Below are 23,667 nucleotides of genomic sequence, written 5' to 3'. Positions count from 1 at the left end.
TTGAATATTTTGTTTACTCCTCCATTCTACACTAGTGTCAAAGTGGAATTGTTATTTAAAAGCATACCGTCTGCGCTTGGAAAGAACTGGTCTATTTTTACCTTTGTCCCGCTATTGGGATTTGAAATCGGCAATTTTATAAGTGCTCCTTTCCCATTGTTTGCTGCCAGCAGAAAACCTTCCGGATGATAAACAATTCCATTGGGTCCGACTCCTGTTGTTTTAAGCAGTTCGTTTGTGCTGAACACAGACGCTGTTCCTTTTGTGTCCACTTTATACACAGCATAAGCATAACTATCCGTGATATAAGCATTCCCGTCTTTGTCAAAAGCCAGGTCATTAGGAAAATGTTCTCCAGCAATAAGGCCGGCCAGATCAATATCATTTAATTTCTTACCTGTTTTAAGGTCAAGTATAAGAAGCCTTGCCATTTTCTTTTTGGTATCAGGCGTGCTGAATTTGCTATAGTTGGCATCGCCTGCACAGACAAACAGCCTTTTTCCGTCGGGATGTACTTTAAGCCCATAAGTTGATTTCAGGGTTTTATCGGCATATAATTCCGAATACCTGCCCTCTTTGGTAACTTTTCCAACGGTACCCAGTCTTGCCGAGGATACATAAAACACATCGGCAGCCTTATCGAAAGCCACTCCCTCGGGATAACTTTCAGGCGCTTCAAATTCAATGCGTTTTGTCGGCTGCTGAGCCCATGTTAACTGAGCTGCTAACAGTAGTATAATATATTTTTTCATCTTTATTTTTGTTTGAGTGCGTAAATAATACCATTTGCATCATCTGATATATAAACCACATCAGAACCGATCGCCAGTCCGGCGGGTCTGCCAAATCTTTCGTTGCCAATTAGAAATCCCGTTAAGAAATCTTCGGACCCTGTGGGATTACCCTTGCTGTCAAATTTGATGCGTTCCACTTTGTAACCGCTCGGATTTTGCCTGTTCCATGAGCCGTGCCAGCACACCAATGCATCTCCTTTATTTCTGCCGCTGTCGAAAAATGCAAAAGCAATCGGGGCACTGTGCGCCGGGAAATCCAGTATAGATCCCTGGGTCGGTTTGACCCAGCCCTCCTTTGTATTGCCCACAGGGTCTTCCCTGCTCTGGTCCACTACCTTTTTACCGTAAGCGAAAGGAAATCCATAATTGCCTCCCATAATAATCTTATTTAATTCTTCAGGTGGCCAGTCGTCTCCTTTAGTGTCTCCTCCGTTGTCCACACCCCACATTTCTTTGGTCTGCGGCTGCCAGTCAAAACCGATCGTATTACGAAGCCCTGAAGCACAAAGCGTTCTTTTCCAAGTCTGAGGGTCCACCTGCAGCATGGCGGCAGTTTCCTTATCGCTTTCCTTACAGTCGTTGCAGACGCTTCCCACTGAGATATACAATTTGCCGTCAGGTCCGAAATCCATCGTGCGGTTCGCGTGCTGCCCGCCGCTCGGCAGATCTTTAATCAGCGTATCGGCGACTTTGCCCAAAGTTCCATCAGCATTTAATGCATATCTAAGCACTTTGTTGTTATTGCACAGGTACATAAAATCATCTTTGGCCGTAATGCCGTGTACTCCTGGAAAATCAGCTACACGTGTCATATCGTCAAACCTGCCGTCTTTGTCTGTATCGGTCAGCATCAGCACATCTCCAGCATCACGTCTTGTAACATAGAGCTGGCCTTTTTTGCCGATATACAGCATCCTTGGTTTTCCAAGTCCAGTCGCAGCAGGCGCTGCCTGCCAGCCATTTGCCGTTTTAAGGTCCGATGCGAGCGAGGAACTGTACTCAAGATGGGTAGGGAAATTGGTAATGGTCACTTTCTTTGTATCTTCTTTAGGAGGTATGCCTTTCTGGCCGTAGGAAAGCAGCCCCATCACACATAGAAACGCAGTAAACTGGTATTTCGTTTTCATATAGCGTAAATTAATTAGTTGTTAATAGTTACACAAATACTTCAAAATGAGAATATTATACGTTATTTACGTATCCAAAAGTATTACCAATAAATAGTAATCAATTACAAGATATGCTCTAATACTTATAGGATTTACAGCAGATGGGAAAATTCAAGTAGGACTGGAATGGGTAAAATGGTCTGGCAGGCAGAAATGAGTCCTCACCGGCAGTACTAGATAGTGAGACAGGACAAAAATTTTTACAAACTAAATTTCCTCGTCGGTTATTGGATGTATTTAATTTTTGATTTAGCAAATTCGTCCAAAATCAGCTGTACAGATCTTTCCACATCTTTTGCGATAAGGGAAGATTCCAAAAGGTAATTGTCGACGTAATCACAGACAGTCTTTTCTGTTTCGTCCAACTTTCTGATCGGATCTTCCCCATTGGACGATGCAAAAGTACTTTCTAGATGTATTTTCAAATCCTTTTCAAATTTTTCTAATAAATCTTTCATTTAATCTTGTAATTTTTAAATGTTGCATAATAAAAATAAGTATAATATCATATATGGAAAAATACAGTACTCCAAAACTTGCATCAGCTGGACATCTCTTATAAGTTTTTAATACAAATACTATAGGCTAACTGCAGGCCTGACCTGTAAATTTCACCTTCATTTCGATGAGCTGTAGATTATATTATAACCTGCGAGGTTCTGGATTTGTATTTATTAACCGGATTACAACACCTAATCTGAACTTCAGGTAATTTGCATATTAGTAACGCTTATAAAAAAAGCCCGTACTCACAGTACAGGCCAACTTTTATATTATCGTCATTAGTGATATTATTCCTAGGCCTAATCTTCCTCGTTTGCATCAAAATTGATGGTATTATAGGCTGCCTCGGTAAGCAGTGTATCTGCTTCTTTTTCCTCCGCCAATGTTTTCTCCAGCAGCAGTACCGCATCATCTTCGCCAAGTGTAGTAGCAAAAGCTGCCAATGTACCGTATGTTGCAATCTCGTAATGCTCTATTTTCTGAGACGCTGCTATGATTCCTGCGTCACGAACAGGTCCTGCTTCGGTTTCTTCCATAATGCTTTCTCCTTCCTTGATAAGTCCTTCCATTGCATCGCATTTCTTGGCCGTAGCCTTCTCGCCAATTAAAGAAAAAACCTGCTCCAGTCTTTTAACCTGTTCTTCTGTAACGCTAAGATGATCGTTGATAGCAGTTATCAGGTTCTCGGAAGTCGAATTCTTAGCCATTTTTGGCAATGCTTTAGTCAGGGCTTTTTCTGCCCAGTAAATATCTTTCAATGAATCTACAAATAGTTCTCTTAGTCCATCGGCAGCAGTCGATTTTGCTTTTACTTTTCCGTCTGCGCTCTTAGATGCTGTTTTTGCAGTATTTCTTGATGCAGTACTTTTGGATGCCGTACTTTTTACTTTATTCGCCGTAGTTTTTTTTGCTGTAGTTGCCATAATTTTTTAATTTAAGATTATATCCAAATTTACAAAGCCATCAACAGAGAGCCTTACATAATGATGCGTTATATCTTACAGTATTCAAACCTCATAGTAATAAAAATCAGCAGGTTACAGACGCGAATTAATACATCGGCAACAAAAGCTGCCAATAATTATTCGAAACTATTACACTTAAAAACACTAAAGGCTGCTAGTATTTTGAAGAACCAGTTTGCTTGAAACCGCCATCGCGCTTACTACGAATGAGAAAAACTATAAGAAGCATAAAATGTAGCAGCAGGCACCAAGGATGCACGGTTTTTTAAACGTTTAAATTCCAAAAGATAGAAGGATTGTGCACAAAAAAAAAATCTGCATCCAAACAGGATGCAGGTTTAAAGAGAAATATAAATAAAATCAACCTTGGCAACTAGTTACTGCCTTTACTGGTAGATGTCGAATCTTTGTTTATGGTTGTAGTCCCTTTCTGCGTAGTTCCATCCGAACCCGAACCAGTCGAACCCTCGCCGGTAGCACCAGTTGTTCCATTTGTACTTGTACGGGTCGTATCCGAGTCAGCTCCAATACTGTCAACAGCTGCCTGTGTTGAATCTGTTTCATCTGCGTATGGATCTGTGCTGGAATTCTGATTGTTTTTACAAGATAGTACCAGGGCAAAGATCAGTGTAAGGAATGAAGTTTTTAATATCGTTTTCATAATGTACTATTTTAGTTTCAATAAGCTCAAAGTTAATATCTTAGAAGTCGAGATCGTTATATCATTAAATGAAGTATTTACAGATTTAGTACTTTAAACAATTAATAACCAGAGCGATAATTATATTTAACGCAATCGGTTTTTAAATATAATAAGCATGACGCGTTGAAGAATTATTTCTATTTCCATGGATCAAGTACTACTTTTACACATCCGTCTTCACGTTTTTTGAAAATATCGTAAGCATGTGAAATCTCACTCAACGGCAGTCTGTGCGTTATAATGTCATCTAGCTTCACCTTTCCCTGAACCACATATTCTAAAAGTTTATCAATGTGTTTGTGAGCCGGAGCCTGCCCTCCTTTTAGGATTATCCCTTTATCAAAAAACTGTCCTATCGGAAAATTATCATAGTTGACAGGATAAACACCCAAAACAGAAACAATTCCGCTTCTTCTTACGGCGCTCATGCAGGCTTCTAAAACTTTTGTTGATCCTTTTTCGAAATTGATGGTTGCCTTTATACGGTCCGCTAAATTACGGTCCGGTTCAAATCCAACCGCGTCAATGCAGACATCTGCGCCGCGGCCATTTGTTAGAGAACGAATCTGTTCAACAACATCTTTAGGCCCATCCTGCCATTGAATTGTGGTACAGCCCGCTGTAGCTTTAGCTTTATCGAGTCTAAACTGAAGTGTGTCAACTACAATGACCTGCGCCGCGCCTCTAAGCCAGGCGCTTTTGGCCGCCATGATACCAACAGGTCCCGAACCAAATATCGCTACGGTTTCCCCGCCCTTGACTTCCCCCCAGTCGACCCCGGTATAGCCTGTCGGGAATATGTCGGTTAGAAAAAGAAGCTGCTCATCACTTAGGTCTTCAGGAACAACTCTAGGCCCATAATTGGCATATGGTACGCGCACATACTGTGCTTGACCTCCGTCATACCCGCCATAGAGGTCTGTATAACCGAAAAGTGCCCCGCCTTTCTCTGTGAGAATTCCACCCTCAGGACCGTAATGTTCCGGGTTGCTGTGCTCACAGTTGCCCGGAACATCGTGATTGCAGAAAAAACAATTCCCGCAGGCAATCGGGAAAGGCACCACAACGCGGTCCCCTCTTTTCAGGTGTGTGACAGCCGAGCCCGTTTCCTCCACGATACCCATAAATTCATGGCCAAGCACCATGGGAGCTGTTGGCATGGCACCAGAATAAATATGCAGATCCGATCCGCATATTGCCGTGGAAGTAACTTTTAGAATAATATCATCCTGTGCTATGATTTTTGGATCTTCTACCGTATCATATTTAATCGAACCAGGTCCGTGAATAACTGCTGCTTTCATGATGTCCTTTTTAAAATTAATAGACAGCTAAGTAACTATAATTTAAGGCATTAATTTTACAGGATCAGTTGCAATTCTTACAGATAAAACACTGTTGTGCAGGTATGATCCCCGCTCCGCATCACGTATTGGCAATAACCTGCAGACAATTTTATCTTAGTGAATCAGCCTAGAGGGCCCGTCATTGGCACGCGCAAGAAAGCCCAATAGGCATAGTATGTTTCCAATTTCCTTCTACAAGATTTTTATTTTACTGTCTCCGTTCTTTTTCTTGAGACCAGCTTTGGTCCAGATCTATTTCAGGAGAGTAATCATTTATCATGACCAATTCTCGGTCTTTGGAAAATCTTGTAAAAACAAGTATAAATTATGTAAGAAGAAAAATGAGCGATATGCCGAAATTTGATATAAACCAATTGGATGATGGATGCCTTTTTTAGAAATTACGGCCTATTAACTTATTTCCTTCTGCTCTCTGTAGGAGCGGTTGTTACTGGTTTTGTTCTCTTTACTGGGAATAATTTTAATGTGCCTCTAAAAACAGGCTGAATCTCTCATTCGTTATTCACTGGATATCACTTTTTATAAACTAAAAATGATCAATATGCATACAGTTACACCATGGAGCGCAACTGCCCAGGCAGATATTGAAAATAGTGAAATACTTTTGGAGAAAAAAATTCTTTCTTCCATTTATCAACTTTATAATACGGGCGATTCGCTTTGGATTGTTGCTATAATGCCCGGTAATGGGAAAATAGCCTTTCGTGCCGCATTTGCCATGAACAGCTGTTTTGAAGTTATCAATCTTTTTGAAGACCATGATATTGTAATCGTAGTACTGAATTCCAGACTTGGCAATTATGAGGTCCGTATTGAATTTCCCTCTGCCGAAGCACCAGTTTTGCATTACACCACATCCTTCAATGCTAATATTCCTCTTTTGATGCCATTTTGGCCGAGGGACATAATTCCGCTGACGCAAAGCGGGAATATTGCTAACACTTCCGGGAAAATTCACATGGAACAGTTCGGATCCCGCTCCGGACTTCTTTTTGCGAGCATTACAAAACCGCAGACAGGTTCGTTTTTTTATTTTCAAAACCTTACATCCCTATCCGAGTATTGTGAAGCTACGGAAACGGAATCCAAAAATACTGTAGGCGGAATCTGGCCCGAAATCGGGTTTCAACTCCCGACCACTGATAAACTGCCTCTTCCGGCGGGAAAAGCCTTCACTATCTCGAATGCCTATGTCGTTTTTAATACTGAGATATTTGATCAGACAACAACAATATGCGAGCATTTTTTAAATAACCTGGTCACGATATATAAACTGCTTGAACAGCCGCGGATCGAATACCACAACTGGCCGGAAATTGCCCAGAAAGTGGTTTCAGATTTAAAGACTAATAAGGGTTCTTGGACACAAAAGCAAGGAATCCCCTATTTAAATGCCTACTTATGCGGCTACGAAACGCCGCCCGAAAGTATGGTCCAGCTTGCCGTATTGGCTCCTTTTAAAGAATATGAAAAATGGGGCGGCGAAAAACTGCCTATCTGCGAAGATTTAATTAACGGATTACCTGCATTTTATGATGAAAAAATAAACTGCATAAACCGCTGGCTTCCCTCGATGGTTGACAAACTGGATCAGTCCGAAGAGCAGAAAAAAGAAATGGTGATGGATTCCTGGTATCTGCATCATCCATTGATGAATCTGGCCAGACTTGCCTTATGGGGTGATAAAACTTCAGAAAAACTTGTGCTTGACTCGATAGAATATGTTATAAGAACGGCGCACCATTTCAATTATGAGTGGCCTGTATTTTATAATATGGAAACCCTTGAGGTCATCAAAAAAGAAACGGCACCAGGCGCTGGAGGAGAAAGGGATGTTCCAGGGGCATACGCGCATTTAATGCTGCTGCTTTTTAAAATAACTAAAGAAAAACGATACTTGAACGAAGCAGAAAAAGCGGCAAAAAAACTGGAAGGACTCGGATTAAACATTCTGTATCAAGCCAATAACACTGCTTTTGCAGCCGGGGCTTTATTGGAATTATACAAAATTACCAATAAAAAACTTTACCTCGATTTAAGTTACACATGTCTTACGGGATTATTTAAAAATATTCAGCTTTATGACTGCAGATACGGATTTGGTAAAAATTATACCAATTTCTTCTCCATTTTTCCCTTGAATGATGCCCCTTATACCGCCGCATATGAGGAGATGGAGGTCTATGCTGCCTTGTCAGAATATATGGTTCAGGCAGAAGATATTGAGATTCTCCCAGCGCTGAGAACACTAATTCCCGAGTTTATAAAATATGCTGTCGGCAGGATTGCCTATTACTATCCCGCTATGCTCCCTTTTGATATGATTTCTCAAGAAGTTAAAACCGGAGAAGTTCAGGCTGATCTGTGGATTCCACTTGAAGATTTATACAACGGCTGGGAGAAAAGCGGTCAGGTCGGTCAGGAAGTCTATGGCGCCGGAATGGCCTTTGGTGTCGTGCCAAGGCAGTACATCAAAATTGGCGATGAGTTTCTACTTTTTGTTGATTATCCCATTATTCACCAAAGTAAAAGGGGAAATACAGTCACCATAAAATTAGATGGTGATAAAGACTTGAACTGCAATTTAAAAATTATAAAAATTAAAAACAGCAGCATTAAAATGGAGGTCTTGCAGGATAAGCAAACACAAAAACCTTTTACAGCAAATGCGAATATACACGAGTATAAAATTTCAGGCCGGGGTACCGTAAAAATTCAGTGGTAATTTTTGATCCTGCAGTTTAAAGGTCCAGAATGTAAAAATGAACATAAAGATCTACAGGAAAGAATGATCGCAGATATGTTTTTTTTTAGTATGTGCATCAGTATATAGTAATATGGCATAGATAAAACCAGATTTGCGCACCAATTTCATACTATGACACTGTATTACCGTGACATTTCAATTTGGTATGCCGGACAGAATAGATAATAATAACTTTAAAAAAAACACTTATGGAAAAATTAACAAATTACTTTGGACAGAACATCAGGGATAAAAAAATAGTTATAACGGGTGGAACAACCGGAATAGGAAAAGCAATTGCCGATGTCTTGGTTTCTCTCGGCGGGCGCGTACTTATTTTTGGAAGGGATAAGGAAGATTTTGATAAAGCCGTTGCAGATATAAAAAAGCAGTTCCCCGACAGCGAACTTTACGGTACTCCCGCCGATGTTACCAAAAAGGAGGACATTGACAAAATACTGTCAATAGCAGATACCAAGCTCGGTGGAATAGACATCCTTATTAATAATGCGGCCGTTGCAGCCCCGGGACTAACAGAGGAAACTTATGAGGATTACAAATATGCGATCGATACCAACATTACCGGCTATCTTGCCTTTGCTCAGGCAGCTGCTGCACGAATGAAAAAGCACAAATCAGGACATATCATCAATATCGGGTCAATGAGCGCAGAGAGCCGCACGGCGGAAAGCACCATTTATGTAGCCACAAAAACAGCCATTCGCGGATTCAGCACCTCACTTCGCAAGGAACTAAATCCTCTTGGGATCAAGGTTTCCCTTATTGAACCGGGCGCTGTGACAAGCGACATGCAGACCGATCCGAAGAAAGTGCAGCACGAGAAAGTTGAGAAACTGGAGATGCTGGAAGCTTACGATATTGCAATGAGCACTTTGTTTTGTCTCTCGCAGCCAAAAAGATGCGATATCGTTACGATGCAGATCCGTCCGCACCTGCAGATCATTTAATAGAAACGCATTTATTCAAGCTTTTGATAAAGATCCGTAAATATACATTTTATGGATACAGCAGTTTTTTTAATCCGTTCTCAATAATTTCCTCCAATCACCTTGGCACATTCTTTTTGAAATTAAATTTGGCAAAATCAAGTTTAAATAAATATGGTTTCGAATATTTCCAGATTTGGAGTTGCCTTCAATTTTGCCACAAAAAGTTAAGGCGGTTTTTAAAGATATTTCACCGGTCTAAGTTCTGTGGCAAAATCGTGGCGTATTGCCTTTCCATAAAATAGGAATCCAGGAAAATCAATTGCTAAAAAGCTTAGGTTTGAAACTTATACAAATATTTACAAGGCAATGGCTAAGCTGGAAAAAATTAAAAAGCCTGCAGAAATTATATTTCTGCAGGCTTTTCGAATTAATAATCACCATTTATTTTAATTAAGAACCTACTTTGCTGGCGGCGGAGTCATGGTATTAGAGGTATCGGTCCCAACAGTATCGGCTGGAACCGTACTGATGGTATCAGCCACAACAGCAGAGCTGTCTGCATAAGTATCATTGGTTTCAGCAGGAACTGTCTCATTTTTTTTACACGAAATGGAAAGCCCTGCAAGCACCAGCAGAACTGCAAACCCAGATTTAAGATTGATTTTCATAACAATATATTTTTTTAGTTTGAAATCCCAAGTTAAAAGAAAACCTGCTTATATTCTTACATAATTTAAGTGTTTTATTACAAAACTTTATGGTAAAATCTAAAAATCAGCAAGTTTTTTTTAAATAGACCGCCGTTACACTATTACTGAAACCAGCAGCACGGCAATAAAGAATACTATTGAAATGACCATTGCATTTATTATAGCTCCTTTTCTCTTCTGTGATTGCTGTGCACGGTCGATGATGTGCTTTTTATTGCTTTTAAATAGTTTCATTACGCTGTGGTTTTATAATTTTTAAAGAAAAAGTAAAAATACTGCCCCATGATTTAAAAAGCTTACAGCTTTAAAATCAGGTTTTTCATAATTGGAACATCCTGCATTCCTGTTTTATAAAATAGCCAGCTGGGAAAGAAAGCCCTATTTTTTTGACAGAATGCTTACATAATTAAAAATCAATAAATTAAATCCTTCCGTATGTGCAGAAAAAGATCCTTGTTTCAATGAAAGGCCGAAAATTGAAAACAAAATATTTAATCGGCTCTAAAACTGCTGTTTCTGCAGAGCATCAGAACAAGTGTTACCACAATACACGAAGCGCTTCCTTCAAATAAAAGGCAAAGGATATAGATGGGAACCGAAGGTTCCGCTCCGAACATAAAGGTCTGGGACAAGGATTCAACGTAATGGTCGCCTCCCCGGGCATAACTGTAGATCATAAGTGCAGCAAGACTAAGCACTACGCCTATAAAGGAAGTAATCATGGCTGATACCGCATTAAAAAGAAAATTATTCTGTCCTTGGGCAAGGTTAATGTTTAAAATCCTGTTTACGCCGTAAAATATAAAAAACACATTTAATAAACGCAGATAAAATACATGGGAGAGATTCAAAAACTCCATGAGTAAAAAGAAAAGCGCAACTCCTGCAAAAATGATCAGGCCGCTGCTTAATTCCTTAGGAACAGTGGATGAGTATGCTGTTTTCATAATAATTAAATTTTATTCATATAAACTTCAAATTTAACACAGCTTTTCCCCGCTGCGTTATAAAATTAAAATACAGCTCTTACAAAATACACAGCAATAAACCACTGATAATCTAATAATTGCACTTGAAATAAATACAATACTAAAATAAAAAAAATGAAAGAATTGCAGTTTTCTGATTTTCTTTGATGCGCATAAAGTTTACAGCGCACGTCCGCCGACAAAAAAAGCCCCTCAAAATTCAAGGAGCTTTCTGGCAGCCGGCGGGTGCCTGAAATGGTATGCGGTAACTAACTAAATCATTGTACAGAACCTTCAGACGAACCCCGCCGGTCCCCTGTTTTTTTTCTGACTGATTAAATTGCTGTTTACCTTTACCAGTATATAGCAAATTTACCAAAACCTAAGGCAGATCACTTACAGTATATCCTTTTAGAATTACAGCTTTTTAAGGCTTAAGCCCATTCTTTTGACAATTTGATTTAATCATTCTCCGGATCTGGCGGCGTACAAATGGTATTTATACGTCCTTAAAAAAAAAGGCAGCACGCTTTGGCCTTAACGATATAAAACCAAATCATTCTGGCAAAAAAGTACAGGTCAAATACGGGCAAAGGGCTGGGCTCCAGAATAGTGAAAAACCCTGATCGAAAATAGAAGCCCGGCGGGCTGTAAAAGCAATGCCTGCCTTGTCTGTTATATGGTTTTGGATTATTTTTGCAGCATGAATTACGAAGATATAAAAAGACATTTTGAAGCGTTTCCTCCTCCCCTTGAGGTGGAATGGAAGCCCTGGGCAAAGATTACAGATACGCAGCTTTTTTTGAAGAGCTGCTACATCGGCATCCGCAATTTCAACGGTCCTGTAGAGAGATGCCCGGCCTGGTGGCATCTCAAGGATTTTTACCTGCACATCAAACGCATCATGCCCAGTCAAGGGAGCTCTGAAAAAGAAACTGTACCTCAAGAATAAACCCCCGTCCTGTAAGATCTTGTCTGATTAAAGATCCGCAAGCATTCAGATCCCTCATCATTATTTTTATCTTTAACAGGCTGGCAGTTTTTTTTCCATCTCTTTTCTTAAGGTCTTAAGGTCCCTGTCCAAAATCCCCTTTAAAAGATCTTTCAATTCCATAAAGGTAGGCGGTTTTACGGCATAATAATCCGCCCCGAGATTATAGGCGGTCCGGATATGCATCGCACTGCTGCTGGTGGATAGCATGATAATCTTTATATTTTTGAAATCGCTGCCGCTGTTTCGAATTTCTTTAAGGCATTCAAATCCGTTTTTTCGGGGCATATTGATATCCAGAAATATCGTTTCAGGAAGATGCTTCGCCTTTTCAAGGGTTTCCAGCAGTTCGCAGCCGTCTGCCGTCTGCACTACCAGAACAGGCAGGTTTAATTCTTCGACAGCATCAGCAAACAGCAGTCTGTCATCTTCGTCATCTTCGGCCAGATAAATAATCTTCTCCCAATTCTGCTTTTGTGACATAGCTTTTAAATTTATAGTGCGGCAATTAAAAATAGATCTGAAAGCCGCAGCGGTTAAAAAAACTTAGGTCTTAGACTATTGAAAATAGAATTACATTTTTTGGTGGTAACTGTAAAGATAATTCTTTTTTTCTAAAAGAAAAAACTTTCAAAAAAAGATGATTTCTGTGGGCTGAAATGCCTGTTTGGAAAAATCAAAATATGCGGCGCCGGTTTAAAAAAATCCAAAATAAAGACCTGCCGTAAATTCTGAATAAAGTCTTTCTGCTTAATTGCAGCATAATCCAGACCGCCCGTAAAATCAGTATTTTGATTTTTTGTTACTATTTAGAACATAATATTTTTAAAAATTGTTATCATCTGTACTAATTTTGACAGGTATAAATGATAAAGATTATGAACCGGGCTATTGTGCACATTGATATGAACACCTTTTTCGTCTCCTGCGAAAGGCTTACCAATTCAGAGCTTAATGGGATTCCGCTGATTATCGGCGGGGGCGAGCGCGGCGTTGTGGCTTCCTGCTCCTATGAGGCGCGCCGTTTCGGGGTGCGCTCGGCCATGCCCATCCAGATGGCGCTCAGGCTCTGTCCGCAGGCCAAAGTCATGAAAGGCGATATGGAACTCTATTCAAGGCTTTCCCATGATGTGACCGAAATCATTCAGGAGAAAGCTCCTGTGGTGGAAAAAGCTTCCATTGATGAATTTTATCTGGACATCACCGGAATGGACAGATTCTACGGCAGCTACAAATGGACCGATGAACTCGCACAGCGCATCACAAAGGAAACCGGCCTTCCCCTCACCTTTGCCCTTTCAGTCAATAAAACCGTATCCAAGATCGGAACCGGTGAAGGAAAACAGAAACAGAACCTCGAGATCCCCGAACATCTGGTGCAGTCTTTCTTGAACCCGCTCTCAGTGCGCAAAATACCGATGGTGGGCGACAAAACCTTCCAGCTGCTCTCCCGCATCGGGATACGCACCATCAAGACCCTTTCTGAAATGCCCGCCGAAGCGCTCCAGCGCATGATCGGACAGAACGGGATCGAACTATGGAAAAAAGCAAACGGCATTGACAACAATCCCGTGGAGCCCTACACGGAAAGAAAGTCGATTTCCACAGAACACACTTTTTCTCAGGATACAATCGATATAGATAAACTGGGAAGGGTTATCCTTGGGATGGTCGAGAAGCTTTCCTATCAGCTGCGCTCCGAGCAGTGGCTGACCTCAACGGTTACGGTCAAGATCCGGTATGCCAACTTTGATACAGAAACAAAGCAGTGCAGGGTGCAGTATACCTCAGCAGATCATATCCTGACCCAGACCGCAATGGATCTTTTTGGCAGGCTCTACCAGCGCCGGATGCGCCTGCGCCTGATTGGGGTGCGTTTCAGCGGACTGGTGCGGGGGACCTATCAGATCGACCTTTTTAACGATACCCAGGAAATGCTGGCGCTCTATCAGGCTATGGACCGGATGAAAAACCGTTACGGCTTTGATGCGGTGATGCGATGCGCCGGCGCTTCCTTCAAACCCAATACCAAAAATGAAATCTTAAAACGCAAAAAATAAATCATGTATCTCAACTGCCATTCCTTCCACTCCCTGCGTTATGGCACCATACCGCTTGAGGATCTGATATCCAAGGCTGCTGCCCTAGATGTCAAAGCTATGGCATTGACTGACATCAATACAGTAACAGATATCTATGATTTTATAAAACAATGCCAGAAAGCTGGCATTAAGCCTATTGTGGGGATCGAATTCCGCTCACAGCATGAACTGCGCTATATCGGACTGGCGAAAAATGCAGCAGGTCTTGCTGAGATGAACCGTTTTCTGACCCATCATAATTTTGAGAATACCCCGCTTCCTTTGTCGGCTCCGGACTTTGAAAATGTTTTTGTGGTTTATCCCTTGGAGAATGTGCCCGCCGTTCTAAAGGGACATGAATTCATCGGCCTGCGCCCCGAACAGACCCCTATGCTGATTCTCAGTGACTGGAAGACCAAAACAGACAAGATGGTCGTGCTCCAGCCGGTAACCTTCCGCACCAAAACGGAATACAAGCTCCATAAGATACTGAGGGCTGTTGACCTGAATGTGATCCTTTCGCGCCTTTCTGCTACAGACTATTGCAGGCAGACGGAGGTTATGGTGGATCCCGGCAGGGTCCTTAAATGTTACGAAGGATATCCGCAGATTATTTCCAATACGGAAATGATTATTGAGCAGTGCAATTTTGAGTTTGATTTCAAAACGCCGAAAAACAAGAAATACTACACCAACAATAAAAAAGACGACTTGCAGCTGCTCACAACCCTTGCCCAGCAGGGGCTGGAATGGCGCTATGGAAAAAATAATGCAGAAGCAAAATTAAGGATGTTCCGCGAGCTCAAGGTGATTGACCAGCTGGAATTCAGCGGCTATTTCTTAATCACATGGGATATCATCCGTTTCAGCAACTCTCAGGGGTTTCTGCATATTGGGAGAGGAAGCGGCGCCAACAGCATCATCGCCTACTGTCTAGGCATTACCGATATCTGCCCTCTGGAGCTGGATCTGTATTTTGAGCGTTTTCTGAACCTGAACCGAAAAAGCCCTCCCGATTTTGATATCGACTGGAGCTGGAAGGAACGCGACGTGATCCTCGAATACATCTTTTCCCGCTATGGCTATGAGCATGTGGCTTTCTGCGGCACCAATGTGGAGTTCAAATACCGATCTATCTTCCGTGAGGTCGGCAAGGTTTTCGGGCTTCCAAAGGAAGAGCTCGATGCCTTGGCCAAAAACCCGATGACGCTGCATCCGACAAATGAAGTGGTCCGAGAGGTGCAGCACTATGGAATGATGCTGGAGAAATACCCCAACCAGAGAAGCATGCACTCCTGCGGGATCCTGATTTCCGAAGAGCCCATCACCAATTATTCCGTACTGGAGATGCCTCCCAAGGGATTTCCAATAGTGCTTTTTGATATGCATACGGCCGAAGATATCGGCCTTGAAAAGTTTGATATCCTGAGCCAGCGCGGCATCGGACATATTGACGACAGCGTAAAACTGATTGAGAAAAATCGCGGCATAAGGCTCAATATTCGTGACACCACGATTTCAAAAGATGAAGCCAGCTGCAACAGCTTTCTTTCAATGGGAAAAACCATAGGCTGTTTTTATATCGAGAGCCCTGCCATGAGAGGGCTGCTGCGGCGCCTGAAATGCGACAATTATAAAACCCTTGTGGCTGCCTCCTCCATTATCCGTCCCGGTGTGGCGCAGTCGGGAATGATGAAGGAATATATCTTCAGGCACAATCATCCCGACAGGTTTGAATATTTCCATCCGGTGTTCGAAGAGCAGCTCGGGGAAACCTACGGCATTATGGTATATCAGGAAGATGTCATTAAAATTGCCCTGCATTACGGCGGGCTTCCGGCCGCCGACGGGGATATCCTGCGCCGTGCCATGTCTGGAAAAGGACGCTCCAAAGCCGCATTGCAGAAAGTAAAAGACAATTTTTTTGCATCCTGCGCGGCCCAGGGGCACCCCTTGGCGCTCAGCCAGGAAATATACCGCCAGATCGAGTCCTTTGCAGGCTATTCTTTCTGCAAGGCGCACTCAGCCTCCTATGCCGTGGAAACCTACCAGAGCCTGTATCTGAAAGTGCATTATCCAATCGAATTTATGGTGGCGGTAATCAACAATCAGGGTGGTTTCTACCGCACCGAAGTGTATGTCCACGAAGCGAAGATGTCAGGGGCGGCAGTGCACAATCCCTGCGTGAACAAAAGCGAGTTGGAAACCACTTTGTATGGTTCTGATGTCTATCTGGGGTTCATGCACCTGCAGAGCCTTGAATCCAAAACAGCTGTTTTGATCCAGCAGGAACGGGAAAAAAACGGGCTTTACAAGTCATTGGAAGATTTTATCAACCGCATACCCATTGGAATTGAAGCCATACAGATTCTGATTTTCATCGGCGCATTCAGGTTCACCGGGAAAACAAAAAACCAGCTGCTGGTCATTGCCCGTCTAATTCTGGTAAACTTCAAGCCCGAGAACCGCGCACCGATGCTGCTTCATGAGCCTGTAAAGGAATTTGTTCTTCCCCAGCTGGAACGTTCTGCTTTTGAAGATGCCTTTGATGAGATTGAACTGCTGGGCTTTCCGGTCTCCTGTTCCCCCTTTGACCTGCTTCAGACTCCTTTCAGGGGCAGTGTCATGGCAAAAGACCTTTTGGACCATCATAAAAAACAGGTGCGAATGCTGGCCTATCTGATCTCGCGAAAGCATGTGCCCACAAAGATGGGCGCCATGTATTTCGGAACCTGGATTGATGCTGAAGGGCAGCTTTTTGATACGGCGCATTTTACCGACAGCCTGGCTCTATATCCTTTTCAGGGAGGAGGGTGCTACCTGCTGCTGGGCAGTGTGGAAGTGGATTACCATTTCCCCACCATAACGGTTACCAAGATGGCTAAAATGCCCTTTATACCGGATCCGCGCTATGAACAGGAGAACGACTGGAAATACAGGGCGCAGCAGAGAATACGCGAAGATGTGAGCATGACCCATCGCGCTCCCTATCCGCAGGAACATGAAATCAATATTCCAAGGCTTAAAATGAGCAATTAACAGGCTTCTTTCGGCTTTAGGCCTGCACTGAGTATGAACTAAAAAAATAAAGAACATGATGCTTTTTAATGACACCGAAATTTTTTCATCAGGCAATGGCGGCAGGAGAATATTTGACGTCCCTGATGCCGACCTGCTGTTGATTGATAATTTTTTCAGCAAAGCTGAATCTGATCATTACTACAATGTTTTATACCACGGCACACGGTGGAGGGAATATGAAATGCCCATGTATGACAAAGTGGTTACAGCCCCCCGCATGATCTCCTGGTACGGGGACAGCAGCAGGCCGGAGCGAAAATCCAATCCGGATTGGCCTTTGGAACTGCTCCAGATCAGGGAGCGCGTGGAAAAGGAAACCCGCATAAACTTTAACGGCGTACTGCTCAATTTGTACAGAGATGGCACCGATGGTGTAGGATGGCACAGCGACAAGACCTCATCGAGCAATAAGAATATGAACATCGCTTCTGTGACTTTCGGAGAAACGCGTTTGTTCCGTCTGCGCCATAAAATGCTCAAAGATATGGCGCCAATCGAGATTCCGCTGCACCACGGAACCTTTCTTCTCATGGCAGGCAGCACCAATACCTACTGGGAGCACCAGGTGCCTAAGACAGCCCGTCCCGTACTGCCTAGGATCAACCTTACCTTTCGTCAGGTCAGGTAAATATAAAATAACGACTCCTTTCTAACCAACTGAAAACCATAGCAATCCTATAATAATAGGGGCTTAAAATATAACAGCTTTATTTTTCTGTCATGTTAACTTTGGAATTAACTATTAAATTTTAAAAATCATGGAAAATCTACATAATAACGGACAAGAGCAGAACGCTCATATTGATATTTCACAGCAGGCTGAAATCCAGCAATGGGCTGAAAAGTTAAATGTGCCTGAAGAGATATTAAAAGATGCAGTAAGGGCAGCAGGCACTACTGAGGAAGAAGTAACCGGGCACTTGAATGAAACACCTCCTTCCAGAGAAAGCGCCTCAGAAACCGTCCGTTTGAAAGACGGTCCCTGGCATGATGAAAAGGAGAATAGTGAACATCACAATCAGGAAGGAAAAAGCATTGAAGAGGCAACAGACCCTTCAAAACTATCACAGCTTTAAGTTGCAAAAAACGTATCGGCATCCCTATTAATCATTGCTTTATAAAAAGTAAAAACAAGAAGATGGAAAAGATCCTGAAGGGCATTTTTTTGATTAAGCAGTCAAATGATGCTCTTCAGGATTTTATTTTAAGATAACCGCTTACCGCATTGAAGGATAGGTAAAGCATCCTGAATATAACAATTACTTCTCACCTTTCTTTTGAGTTAATTGCATAAATTTGTGCTGCAGACTCTTTGATCTGCCCCTCTGCTTTAAAAAATAAATAGAGATCAAAAACATTCCGTTTTAAAAATGAACGATCCAATACTAGAGAACCTTAATCCCAGCCAGCTCCAAGCCGTGAAGACCACGGAAGGCTATGTGCGCGTTATTGCAGGAGCCGGCTCAGGAAAAACAAAGGCCCTTACCTCCCGCTTTGCCTACATTGTGGACAGGCTGGGAATCAATTCTTCCAATATCCTCTGCGTGACCTTTACCAATAAAGCGGCGCAGGAAATGAAAAGACGCGTCAAGGCGCTCATTGGCGACCTTTTTGATGTCAGCTTCATCACAACCTATCACGGTTTCTGCGTGCGTTTTCTGCGTGAGGAAATCAACAAAATCCATTACCCGAAAAATTTTATCATACTGGATGCCGAAGACCAGAAAACCATTTTAAGGGAGGTGTTCAACGAACTGGATATCAATTCCAAAAACCTCACTTTCAAACAGGTGCTCCGCTTTATCTCCAAACAGAAAAGTACCTCCGATTATCTGGGATATATGCTCGAGAATAAAAGCTTTGAGCCCGATGAGAAGGAATCGCTCTCCAGCCGCGTGTATCAGAAATACCTCGACAAGCAGAAACGCAATTATGCGCTGGATTTCGATGATCTGATCCATTTTACGGCTTTCATACTCGACAGCAATCCTGATGTGCTTTTCAAATGGCAGCAAATGCTGCATTACATACAGGTCGATGAGGCGCAGGACAGCTCCGACAGCCAGTTCCATCTGGTGGAAATGCTCTCGCGTGTGCACCAGAACCTGTTTCTGGTAGGGGATCCCGACCAGACGATCTATGAGTGGCGCGGCGCGAAACCCGAATACCTGGTGGAATTCGACAGGATGTTCCCGGATACGGAAACCATTATCATGAACCAGAACTACCGCTCTACGCCAAACATCCTGAAAGTCGGCAACCATATTATCAAAAACAACAAGGTAAGGGTGGACAAGGATATGGTCACGGATAATCCCGAGGGGGTTGAAGTGGTGCATTTCCATGGAAAAAATGATTTTGAGGAAACCTTCTGGGTGGCTTCCGAAATCAAGGAAATCCTGAAGACCCAAAATGCCGCCTATTCTGATATCACTATCCTATACCGTTCCAATCATCTTTCCCGAAATATTGAACAGGCACTGATCAAAGAAAACATTCCCTATGCCATATTTGGCGGCGTACGTTTTTTTGAACGCAAGGAAATCAAAGATGTGCTTTCCTTTTTAAGGCTTATCGTGCAGGGCGATAATTTCTCTTTTCTGCGCATGCACAACCACCCTTCCCGAGGACTGGGGAAAAAGTTTCTCGAAAGGCTCAGCCTTCTGGCAGGCGAACAGAACCTGTCCCTGCTGCAGGCGCTGCAAAATAATATTGAGGATAAAGAGCTCAATAAAAAAGGGGCTGTAGATTTTCTGGCTCTGGTTGAAGAGCTGAAAACAGATGCCCAGACAAATTCCATTTCCGATCTGGTTAAGATAATACTCGATAAAAGCGGACTGTCAGAACTCTACCGTAAGGACGGTGATGAGGACAGATTGGAAAATATAAAAGAGCTCGTAAGCTCCATGCTGCTTTTGGAAAAAGAAAACAACGGCCCTGTAAATATTGCCGAATACCTGCAGGAAATTGCACTCTATACCGATCTGGACAAAGACACTGAAAATCAGGATAAGGTACGCCTGATGACCATCCACATCTCCAAAGGGCTTGAATTTCCCTATGTGTTTCTCTGCGGTTTTACCGAAGGGGTACTGCCAAGCGCCCTTTCCATAAAAGAAAGAAGAAAACGGGCAATCGAGGAGGAAAGAAGGCTGATGTATGTGGCAGTCACCCGCGCTGAGAAAAGGTTTTATATGACCGACTCGGAAGGCTTTAATTTTACCACAGGACTGAGCAAGTACCCGTCAAGGTTCCTCTTTGAAATCAAGGAAGAATTTTATGTGCGTAAAGGGAAACTGTCAGCAGAAATCCTTCAGGCGGCGCAGTCATCGGCAGCTGCGGCTCAAAACAGTGAAGATACCGCGTTCAATGAGGGAGATATTGTAATGCATCCTGTCTGGAACAAAGGAAAAGTGCTTGCTGTGGACAGGGAGAAAAACCAGTACACGGTGCATTTTTTTGAAATGGGAAAAGAGAAACCCATTGACTTTTCGTTTCGTTTCCTAACTGCCGCATCAGATGCTGAACCTGAGGGTTCTTCCCCTGCCGAACTTCTGGATATCCAGGAAAACTTAAAAAATGCACCGGATCCCTTTGCAGACCAGGAGCAGCAGAACGGCTTTGCTGACAGTGAGGATAGCCGTATTTTTAATGATTAAAATACAGACAGTAAAAAGGAAGAATGGTAAAAACCGGCTCATCAGAGCGGTATTGCCGTATCGGTACTTAAATCATTTTTTATACAAAAGCCCATTGTTTCAAACAGCAATGGGCTTTGTCTTGTATCGGCGTATAATAGGCAGTACCTGAAACTTTTTCATAAAAGGCATGCATGCGGTGTTATCTGAATGTACCTTAAACTATAACGCTGCAAAGCTGTATTTTAGTGTGCATCATCCTGTTTTACTCCTTGCTGTTCTCCATGCCGCTGATAATTTTAGCCACTTCAGTTTCGGTCGATTTTAGTTTTGCCTGGCAGAACTCTATCAGTTCAGATGCCCTTTTTACTTTGGCAGCCAGTTCATCCACAGAGATGGTTTCGTCTTCCATCTCTTTGGCGATCAGGGCCAGCTCTTTGGCTGCAGCCTCATAAGTCAGTGTGTTTTCCATCATATTCTATTTTTTCGTTGACCGTACTTTTCAGTACGGCATCTTTTGTTACTATTTCAATCTCTTCGCCTTCCTTTATGCTCCCTGCTCCGTTTACAATTTTATTGTTTTTTCGGATCACGGCATATCCTCTGCTGAGCACATTCTGCGGGGAGAGCAGCTTTATAGTTTTATGGTGGTCCTCCAATTGGAGTCTGCGGCTTCGCAGGTACTGGCTGGTAAAGATCTTCAGGTTCGCTTTTAAATGCTGAAGATTGCTGTTTTCCTGCTGGATGATGCTCTGCGGCCTTTGCAGTGCTTTTTGCGCAGCCAGCAGAAGATGCTGCTTTTTTTCTGCCAGCAGGTTTCGGCTAGCCTGCGAAATATGCTGCTTTTGCAGCATAAGCCCTTCTTTCTTCGCGGCAATCAGTTCCCTTGCATTATGGCTGACCAGATTTTTGATCTCGCTGAGTTCCTTGTAATGCCCGAGGAAAAGCTGCTGGGATTTGATGGCTATGGTCCTTTGCAGCGAGAGTATGTGCTGCTCGAAACTGCGGTTGTGCGCTATGATGAACTCCGCCGCCTTGGTTGGGGTTTTGGTATGGGTATGGGCCATCAGATCGGTAATGCTGACATTTTTCTGGTGTCCGATGCCGGTTATCACAGGGATCGGGAATTTTGCGACAGCCCTTCCGATATTGTAGTTGTCGAAAATCAGAAAATCAGACTGCGATCCGCCTCCCCTTGTAATGACAACGGCATCATAAGGAATTCCGGTATTATAGACTTCTATGAGTTTATTTAGGAACAGCTTGGCGTTATTGTCCCCCTGCACAACGGTATGATAGTCATCAATCTGAAAAACATAGCCAAAATCATTATGCTGCATCGTATGGCGGAAATCCTCATTCCCGGCAGAACTGCTTGAGGAAATCACCGCAACCCTCTGGATTACTGCCGCAAATTTAAGACGGCTGTTCAGCGTGGAGTATCCCTCGCCTTCTTTGTGTATAAAATCATTTTCCCTTACAAGCCTTGTAAGGGTAGCGTTGCGCTGCTGTTCCAGGATGCCGAGCATGAAATTGCTGTCGATATCCAGAAGGTTTACCGAGAGACCGTACAGCGGATGGAAATCCACGCTCACCTGAACAAGAACATGAAGGTTGTTGGTAAAACGCTGTCCGGTGATGATTTCAAAATCAAGGATCTTCAGCGCTCCTGCTCCCCAGCTCTTGCCCATTATTTTAGCAGTGATCACACTGCCTTTCTCTGATTTCTCCACCAGTTCAAAATAATGGATCTTTTTATCTGCCTTGAAGGAATGGTTGGTGATATCAGCCACTACCCAGTACGTCTGTCCCTTAAAGCGGGAATGGATCGTATCCTGGATCTGGCCGGTGAGCTGTGAGAGTCTGATATACTGGTCTGGTCCCATATTGTTTTTAGGGGTCTGCTGCTGTTTGTTTTTTCTTCTTCACCGCTAAGATAGCTATTCTCAGGCGGATCTCAAAAACAGAAAAAAGAGAGGTTAATTTTCAATTCAAAACGGGTTAAAAGGGCAGCCAAAGTAGTGCCCGCCCTCACCTGCATGCGCATAACGGCCCCTGGCCGCCCTTCGGGACTTATAGCACTCCGGTTCGGTATCCGGACACTTTTCTTCTGCTTTCTTTTTTCCCGTTTTTTCTTTTGAAAAATTTCATTTGGGAAGCAGGGGAAAAGAAAACTTAAAAGAGTATTCACTAAAACTTTATTGTCATGGAAATCACAGGACGAATTGTAAAAGATGCCTCCGTTTTCAAAGTAAAAGAAAACCGTGAGGTCGTAAACTTCTCCATAGCGGTCAACGACAGCTATAAACCCAAAGGAAGCACAGAGGTCAAAAAGATTGTAACCTATATCGACTGTTCTTACTGGCTCAGGTCGGGACTGGTGCAGTGGCTTAAAAAAGGTACTCTCGTCCAGCTCTTCGGACGCATCGGACTGAATGTCTATATCGGAAATGACGCCCGTGCGCACGGCGCTTTGACCTTTCACACCTCGGATATTAAAATCCTTGTATTCCCACAGACGCAGAGCACAAAAGCAGTACCCGCGGCTGAAAAGGACAATAAAAACGAAGAGCCTGACGACCTGCCCTTCTAATTGTTATCTCCATTAAATTTTTATACACGCCTAAATGAAATAGTATGAAAGCCTTAGAAAGATCAAATTACAGTGGGTACCGTGTAAGCGATGCCTTTAATGAAATTATCCTAAAAAGCATTACTTCCTACAGCGGAAAACGCAGGGAAAAGCTCAAATCCTTTTTCCTTGATTTGCAGCAGGGAGGATGCGTGAGCGGCATGATTTCAGAATTTATCTACCACACGGACTGCAAAGCGTTTTACATCGAACATATCGATGACCTTGAAAATATACGTACTGAATTGGAAGAAGCTGTCGGCGAGCCGATCGAAAACCGATTTGGGGCACCGCATTACACCTTTGTCTGCTGGCTCTGCTTCGAGGAATATTGTTATGAGCTCTATTCTAGGCTCTTTGAATAGAAA

At 42.9% G+C, this 23,667-nt stretch carries 22 protein-coding genes; 10 read left to right on the top strand and 12 right to left on the bottom strand.

Annotation, left to right across the window (positions count from 1 at the left end; genetic code table 11):
* Positions 1 to 26 precede the first annotated feature (26 nt).
* The 6 genes from HNP35_RS09135 to HNP35_RS09110 all read right to left on the bottom strand — a co-directional run bounded on the left by HNP35_RS09135 (position 27) and on the right by HNP35_RS09110 (position 5,439).
* Entirely contained in the window at positions 27 to 752 is a 726-nt protein-coding gene (locus HNP35_RS09135) for a gluconolaconase (protein WP_246453420.1), read from the bottom strand.
* A gap of 2 nt (positions 753 to 754) precedes the next feature.
* A complete protein-coding gene (locus tag HNP35_RS09130; RefSeq protein ID WP_184160547.1) occupies positions 755 to 1,921 on the bottom strand; it encodes a PQQ-dependent sugar dehydrogenase in 1,167 nt (388 codons plus the stop codon).
* A gap of 266 nt (positions 1,922 to 2,187) precedes the next feature.
* Positions 2,188 to 2,421 carry a hypothetical protein gene (locus HNP35_RS09125; RefSeq protein WP_184160545.1) on the bottom strand — a complete coding sequence of 78 codons (234 nt, stop codon included), beginning with the start codon at positions 2,419 to 2,421 and terminating at the stop codon, positions 2,188 to 2,190.
* A 345-nt stretch (positions 2,422 to 2,766) separates the two neighbouring features.
* The gene (locus tag HNP35_RS09120) at positions 2,767 to 3,390 is read right to left on the bottom strand and encodes a ferritin-like domain-containing protein (RefSeq protein ID WP_184160544.1); all 624 of its coding nucleotides are present in this window, start codon (positions 3,388 to 3,390) and stop codon (positions 2,767 to 2,769) included.
* A 415-nt stretch (positions 3,391 to 3,805) separates the two neighbouring features.
* Entirely contained in the window at positions 3,806 to 4,093 is a 288-nt protein-coding gene (locus tag HNP35_RS09115; protein WP_184160542.1) for a hypothetical protein, read from the bottom strand.
* 179 nt (positions 4,094 to 4,272) lie between these two features.
* Positions 4,273 to 5,439 carry a zinc-dependent alcohol dehydrogenase gene (locus HNP35_RS09110; protein ID WP_184160540.1) on the bottom strand — a complete coding sequence of 389 codons (1,167 nt, stop codon included), beginning with the start codon at positions 5,437 to 5,439 and terminating at the stop codon, positions 4,273 to 4,275.
* A 604-nt stretch (positions 5,440 to 6,043) separates the two neighbouring features.
* Here HNP35_RS09110 and HNP35_RS09105 point away from each other — a divergent pair.
* Complete coding sequence (locus HNP35_RS09105) at positions 6,044 to 8,227, top strand: hypothetical protein (RefSeq protein WP_246453418.1); 2,184 nt, start codon at positions 6,044 to 6,046, stop codon at positions 8,225 to 8,227.
* A gap of 230 nt (positions 8,228 to 8,457) precedes the next feature.
* Positions 8,458 to 9,216: an SDR family oxidoreductase gene (locus tag HNP35_RS09100; protein WP_184160536.1), complete on the top strand. Its 759-nt coding sequence runs from the start codon at positions 8,458 to 8,460 to the stop codon at positions 9,214 to 9,216.
* Positions 9,217 to 9,656: 440 nt separating this feature from the next.
* On the opposite strand, the gene HNP35_RS09095 is transcribed toward HNP35_RS09100, so the two are convergent.
* The 3 genes from HNP35_RS09095 to HNP35_RS09085 all read right to left on the bottom strand — a co-directional run bounded on the left by HNP35_RS09095 (position 9,657) and on the right by HNP35_RS09085 (position 10,855).
* A complete protein-coding gene (locus tag HNP35_RS09095) occupies positions 9,657 to 9,866 on the bottom strand; it encodes a hypothetical protein (protein WP_184160534.1) in 210 nt (69 codons plus the stop codon).
* Positions 9,867 to 10,001: 135 nt separating this feature from the next.
* The gene (locus tag HNP35_RS09090; protein ID WP_179005270.1) at positions 10,002 to 10,142 is read right to left on the bottom strand and encodes a hypothetical protein; all 141 of its coding nucleotides are present in this window, start codon (positions 10,140 to 10,142) and stop codon (positions 10,002 to 10,004) included.
* Between the two features lie 257 nt (positions 10,143 to 10,399).
* Positions 10,400 to 10,855 (bottom strand): hypothetical protein, encoded by a 456-nt coding sequence (locus tag HNP35_RS09085; protein WP_184160532.1) that lies wholly within the window; start codon positions 10,853 to 10,855, stop codon positions 10,400 to 10,402.
* A 724-nt stretch (positions 10,856 to 11,579) separates the two neighbouring features.
* Here HNP35_RS09085 and HNP35_RS09080 point away from each other — a divergent pair.
* The gene (locus HNP35_RS09080; RefSeq protein ID WP_246453416.1) at positions 11,580 to 11,828 is read left to right on the top strand and encodes a DUF6965 family protein; all 249 of its coding nucleotides are present in this window, start codon (positions 11,580 to 11,582) and stop codon (positions 11,826 to 11,828) included.
* Positions 11,829 to 11,900: 72 nt separating this feature from the next.
* On the opposite strand, the gene HNP35_RS09075 is transcribed toward HNP35_RS09080, so the two are convergent.
* Complete coding sequence (locus HNP35_RS09075; RefSeq protein ID WP_184160530.1) at positions 11,901 to 12,350, bottom strand: response regulator; 450 nt, start codon at positions 12,348 to 12,350, stop codon at positions 11,901 to 11,903.
* A gap of 395 nt (positions 12,351 to 12,745) precedes the next feature.
* Here HNP35_RS09075 and dinB point away from each other — a divergent pair, with 395 nt between their 5' ends.
* From dinB to HNP35_RS09050, 5 genes are all read left to right on the top strand, one after another.
* A complete protein-coding gene (gene dinB / locus HNP35_RS09070) occupies positions 12,746 to 13,927 on the top strand; it encodes a DNA polymerase IV (protein ID WP_184161242.1) in 1,182 nt (393 codons plus the stop codon).
* 3 nt (positions 13,928 to 13,930) lie between these two features.
* Positions 13,931 to 16,987 carry a DNA polymerase III subunit alpha gene (locus HNP35_RS09065; RefSeq protein ID WP_184160528.1) on the top strand — a complete coding sequence of 1,019 codons (3,057 nt, stop codon included), beginning with the start codon at positions 13,931 to 13,933 and terminating at the stop codon, positions 16,985 to 16,987.
* Between the two features lie 55 nt (positions 16,988 to 17,042).
* Positions 17,043 to 17,657: an alpha-ketoglutarate-dependent dioxygenase AlkB family protein gene (locus HNP35_RS09060; RefSeq protein WP_184160526.1), complete on the top strand. Its 615-nt coding sequence runs from the start codon at positions 17,043 to 17,045 to the stop codon at positions 17,655 to 17,657.
* Between the two features lie 130 nt (positions 17,658 to 17,787).
* Positions 17,788 to 18,105 (top strand): DUF3606 domain-containing protein, encoded by a 318-nt coding sequence (locus HNP35_RS09055; protein ID WP_184160524.1) that lies wholly within the window; start codon positions 17,788 to 17,790, stop codon positions 18,103 to 18,105.
* A 294-nt stretch (positions 18,106 to 18,399) separates the two neighbouring features.
* Entirely contained in the window at positions 18,400 to 20,688 is a 2,289-nt protein-coding gene (locus HNP35_RS09050) for an ATP-dependent helicase (protein WP_184160522.1), read from the top strand.
* Positions 20,689 to 20,932: 244 nt separating this feature from the next.
* Here HNP35_RS09050 and xseB read toward each other — a convergent pair whose 3' ends face one another.
* Together xseB and xseA are read right to left on the bottom strand one after the other, a co-directional pair.
* On the bottom strand, positions 20,933 to 21,142 hold the full coding sequence (gene xseB, locus HNP35_RS09045; protein ID WP_379786629.1) for an exodeoxyribonuclease VII small subunit: 210 nt from the start codon (positions 21,140 to 21,142) through the stop codon (positions 20,933 to 20,935).
* A complete protein-coding gene (gene xseA / locus HNP35_RS09040) occupies positions 21,117 to 22,553 on the bottom strand; it encodes an exodeoxyribonuclease VII large subunit (protein WP_184160520.1) in 1,437 nt (478 codons plus the stop codon). Before xseA ends, xseB begins: the two co-directional genes overlap by 26 nt.
* A gap of 320 nt (positions 22,554 to 22,873) precedes the next feature.
* Here xseA and HNP35_RS09035 point away from each other — a divergent pair, with 320 nt between their 5' ends.
* Together HNP35_RS09035 and HNP35_RS09030 are read left to right on the top strand one after the other, a co-directional pair.
* On the top strand, positions 22,874 to 23,260 hold the full coding sequence (locus HNP35_RS09035; RefSeq protein WP_184160518.1) for a single-stranded DNA-binding protein: 387 nt from the start codon (positions 22,874 to 22,876) through the stop codon (positions 23,258 to 23,260).
* Positions 23,261 to 23,304: 44 nt separating this feature from the next.
* Positions 23,305 to 23,664: a DUF7222 domain-containing protein gene (locus HNP35_RS09030; protein WP_184160516.1), complete on the top strand. Its 360-nt coding sequence runs from the start codon at positions 23,305 to 23,307 to the stop codon at positions 23,662 to 23,664.
* Positions 23,665 to 23,667: the final 3 nt, after the last annotated feature.

The sequence above is a fragment of the Flavobacterium notoginsengisoli genome (assembly GCF_014207905.1).
Classification (GTDB): Bacteria; Bacteroidota; Bacteroidia; order Flavobacteriales; family Flavobacteriaceae; genus Flavobacterium; species Flavobacterium notoginsengisoli_A.
Note: the sequence above shows the minus strand (reverse complement) of the source record. Positions and strands in the feature narration are given on the sequence as shown.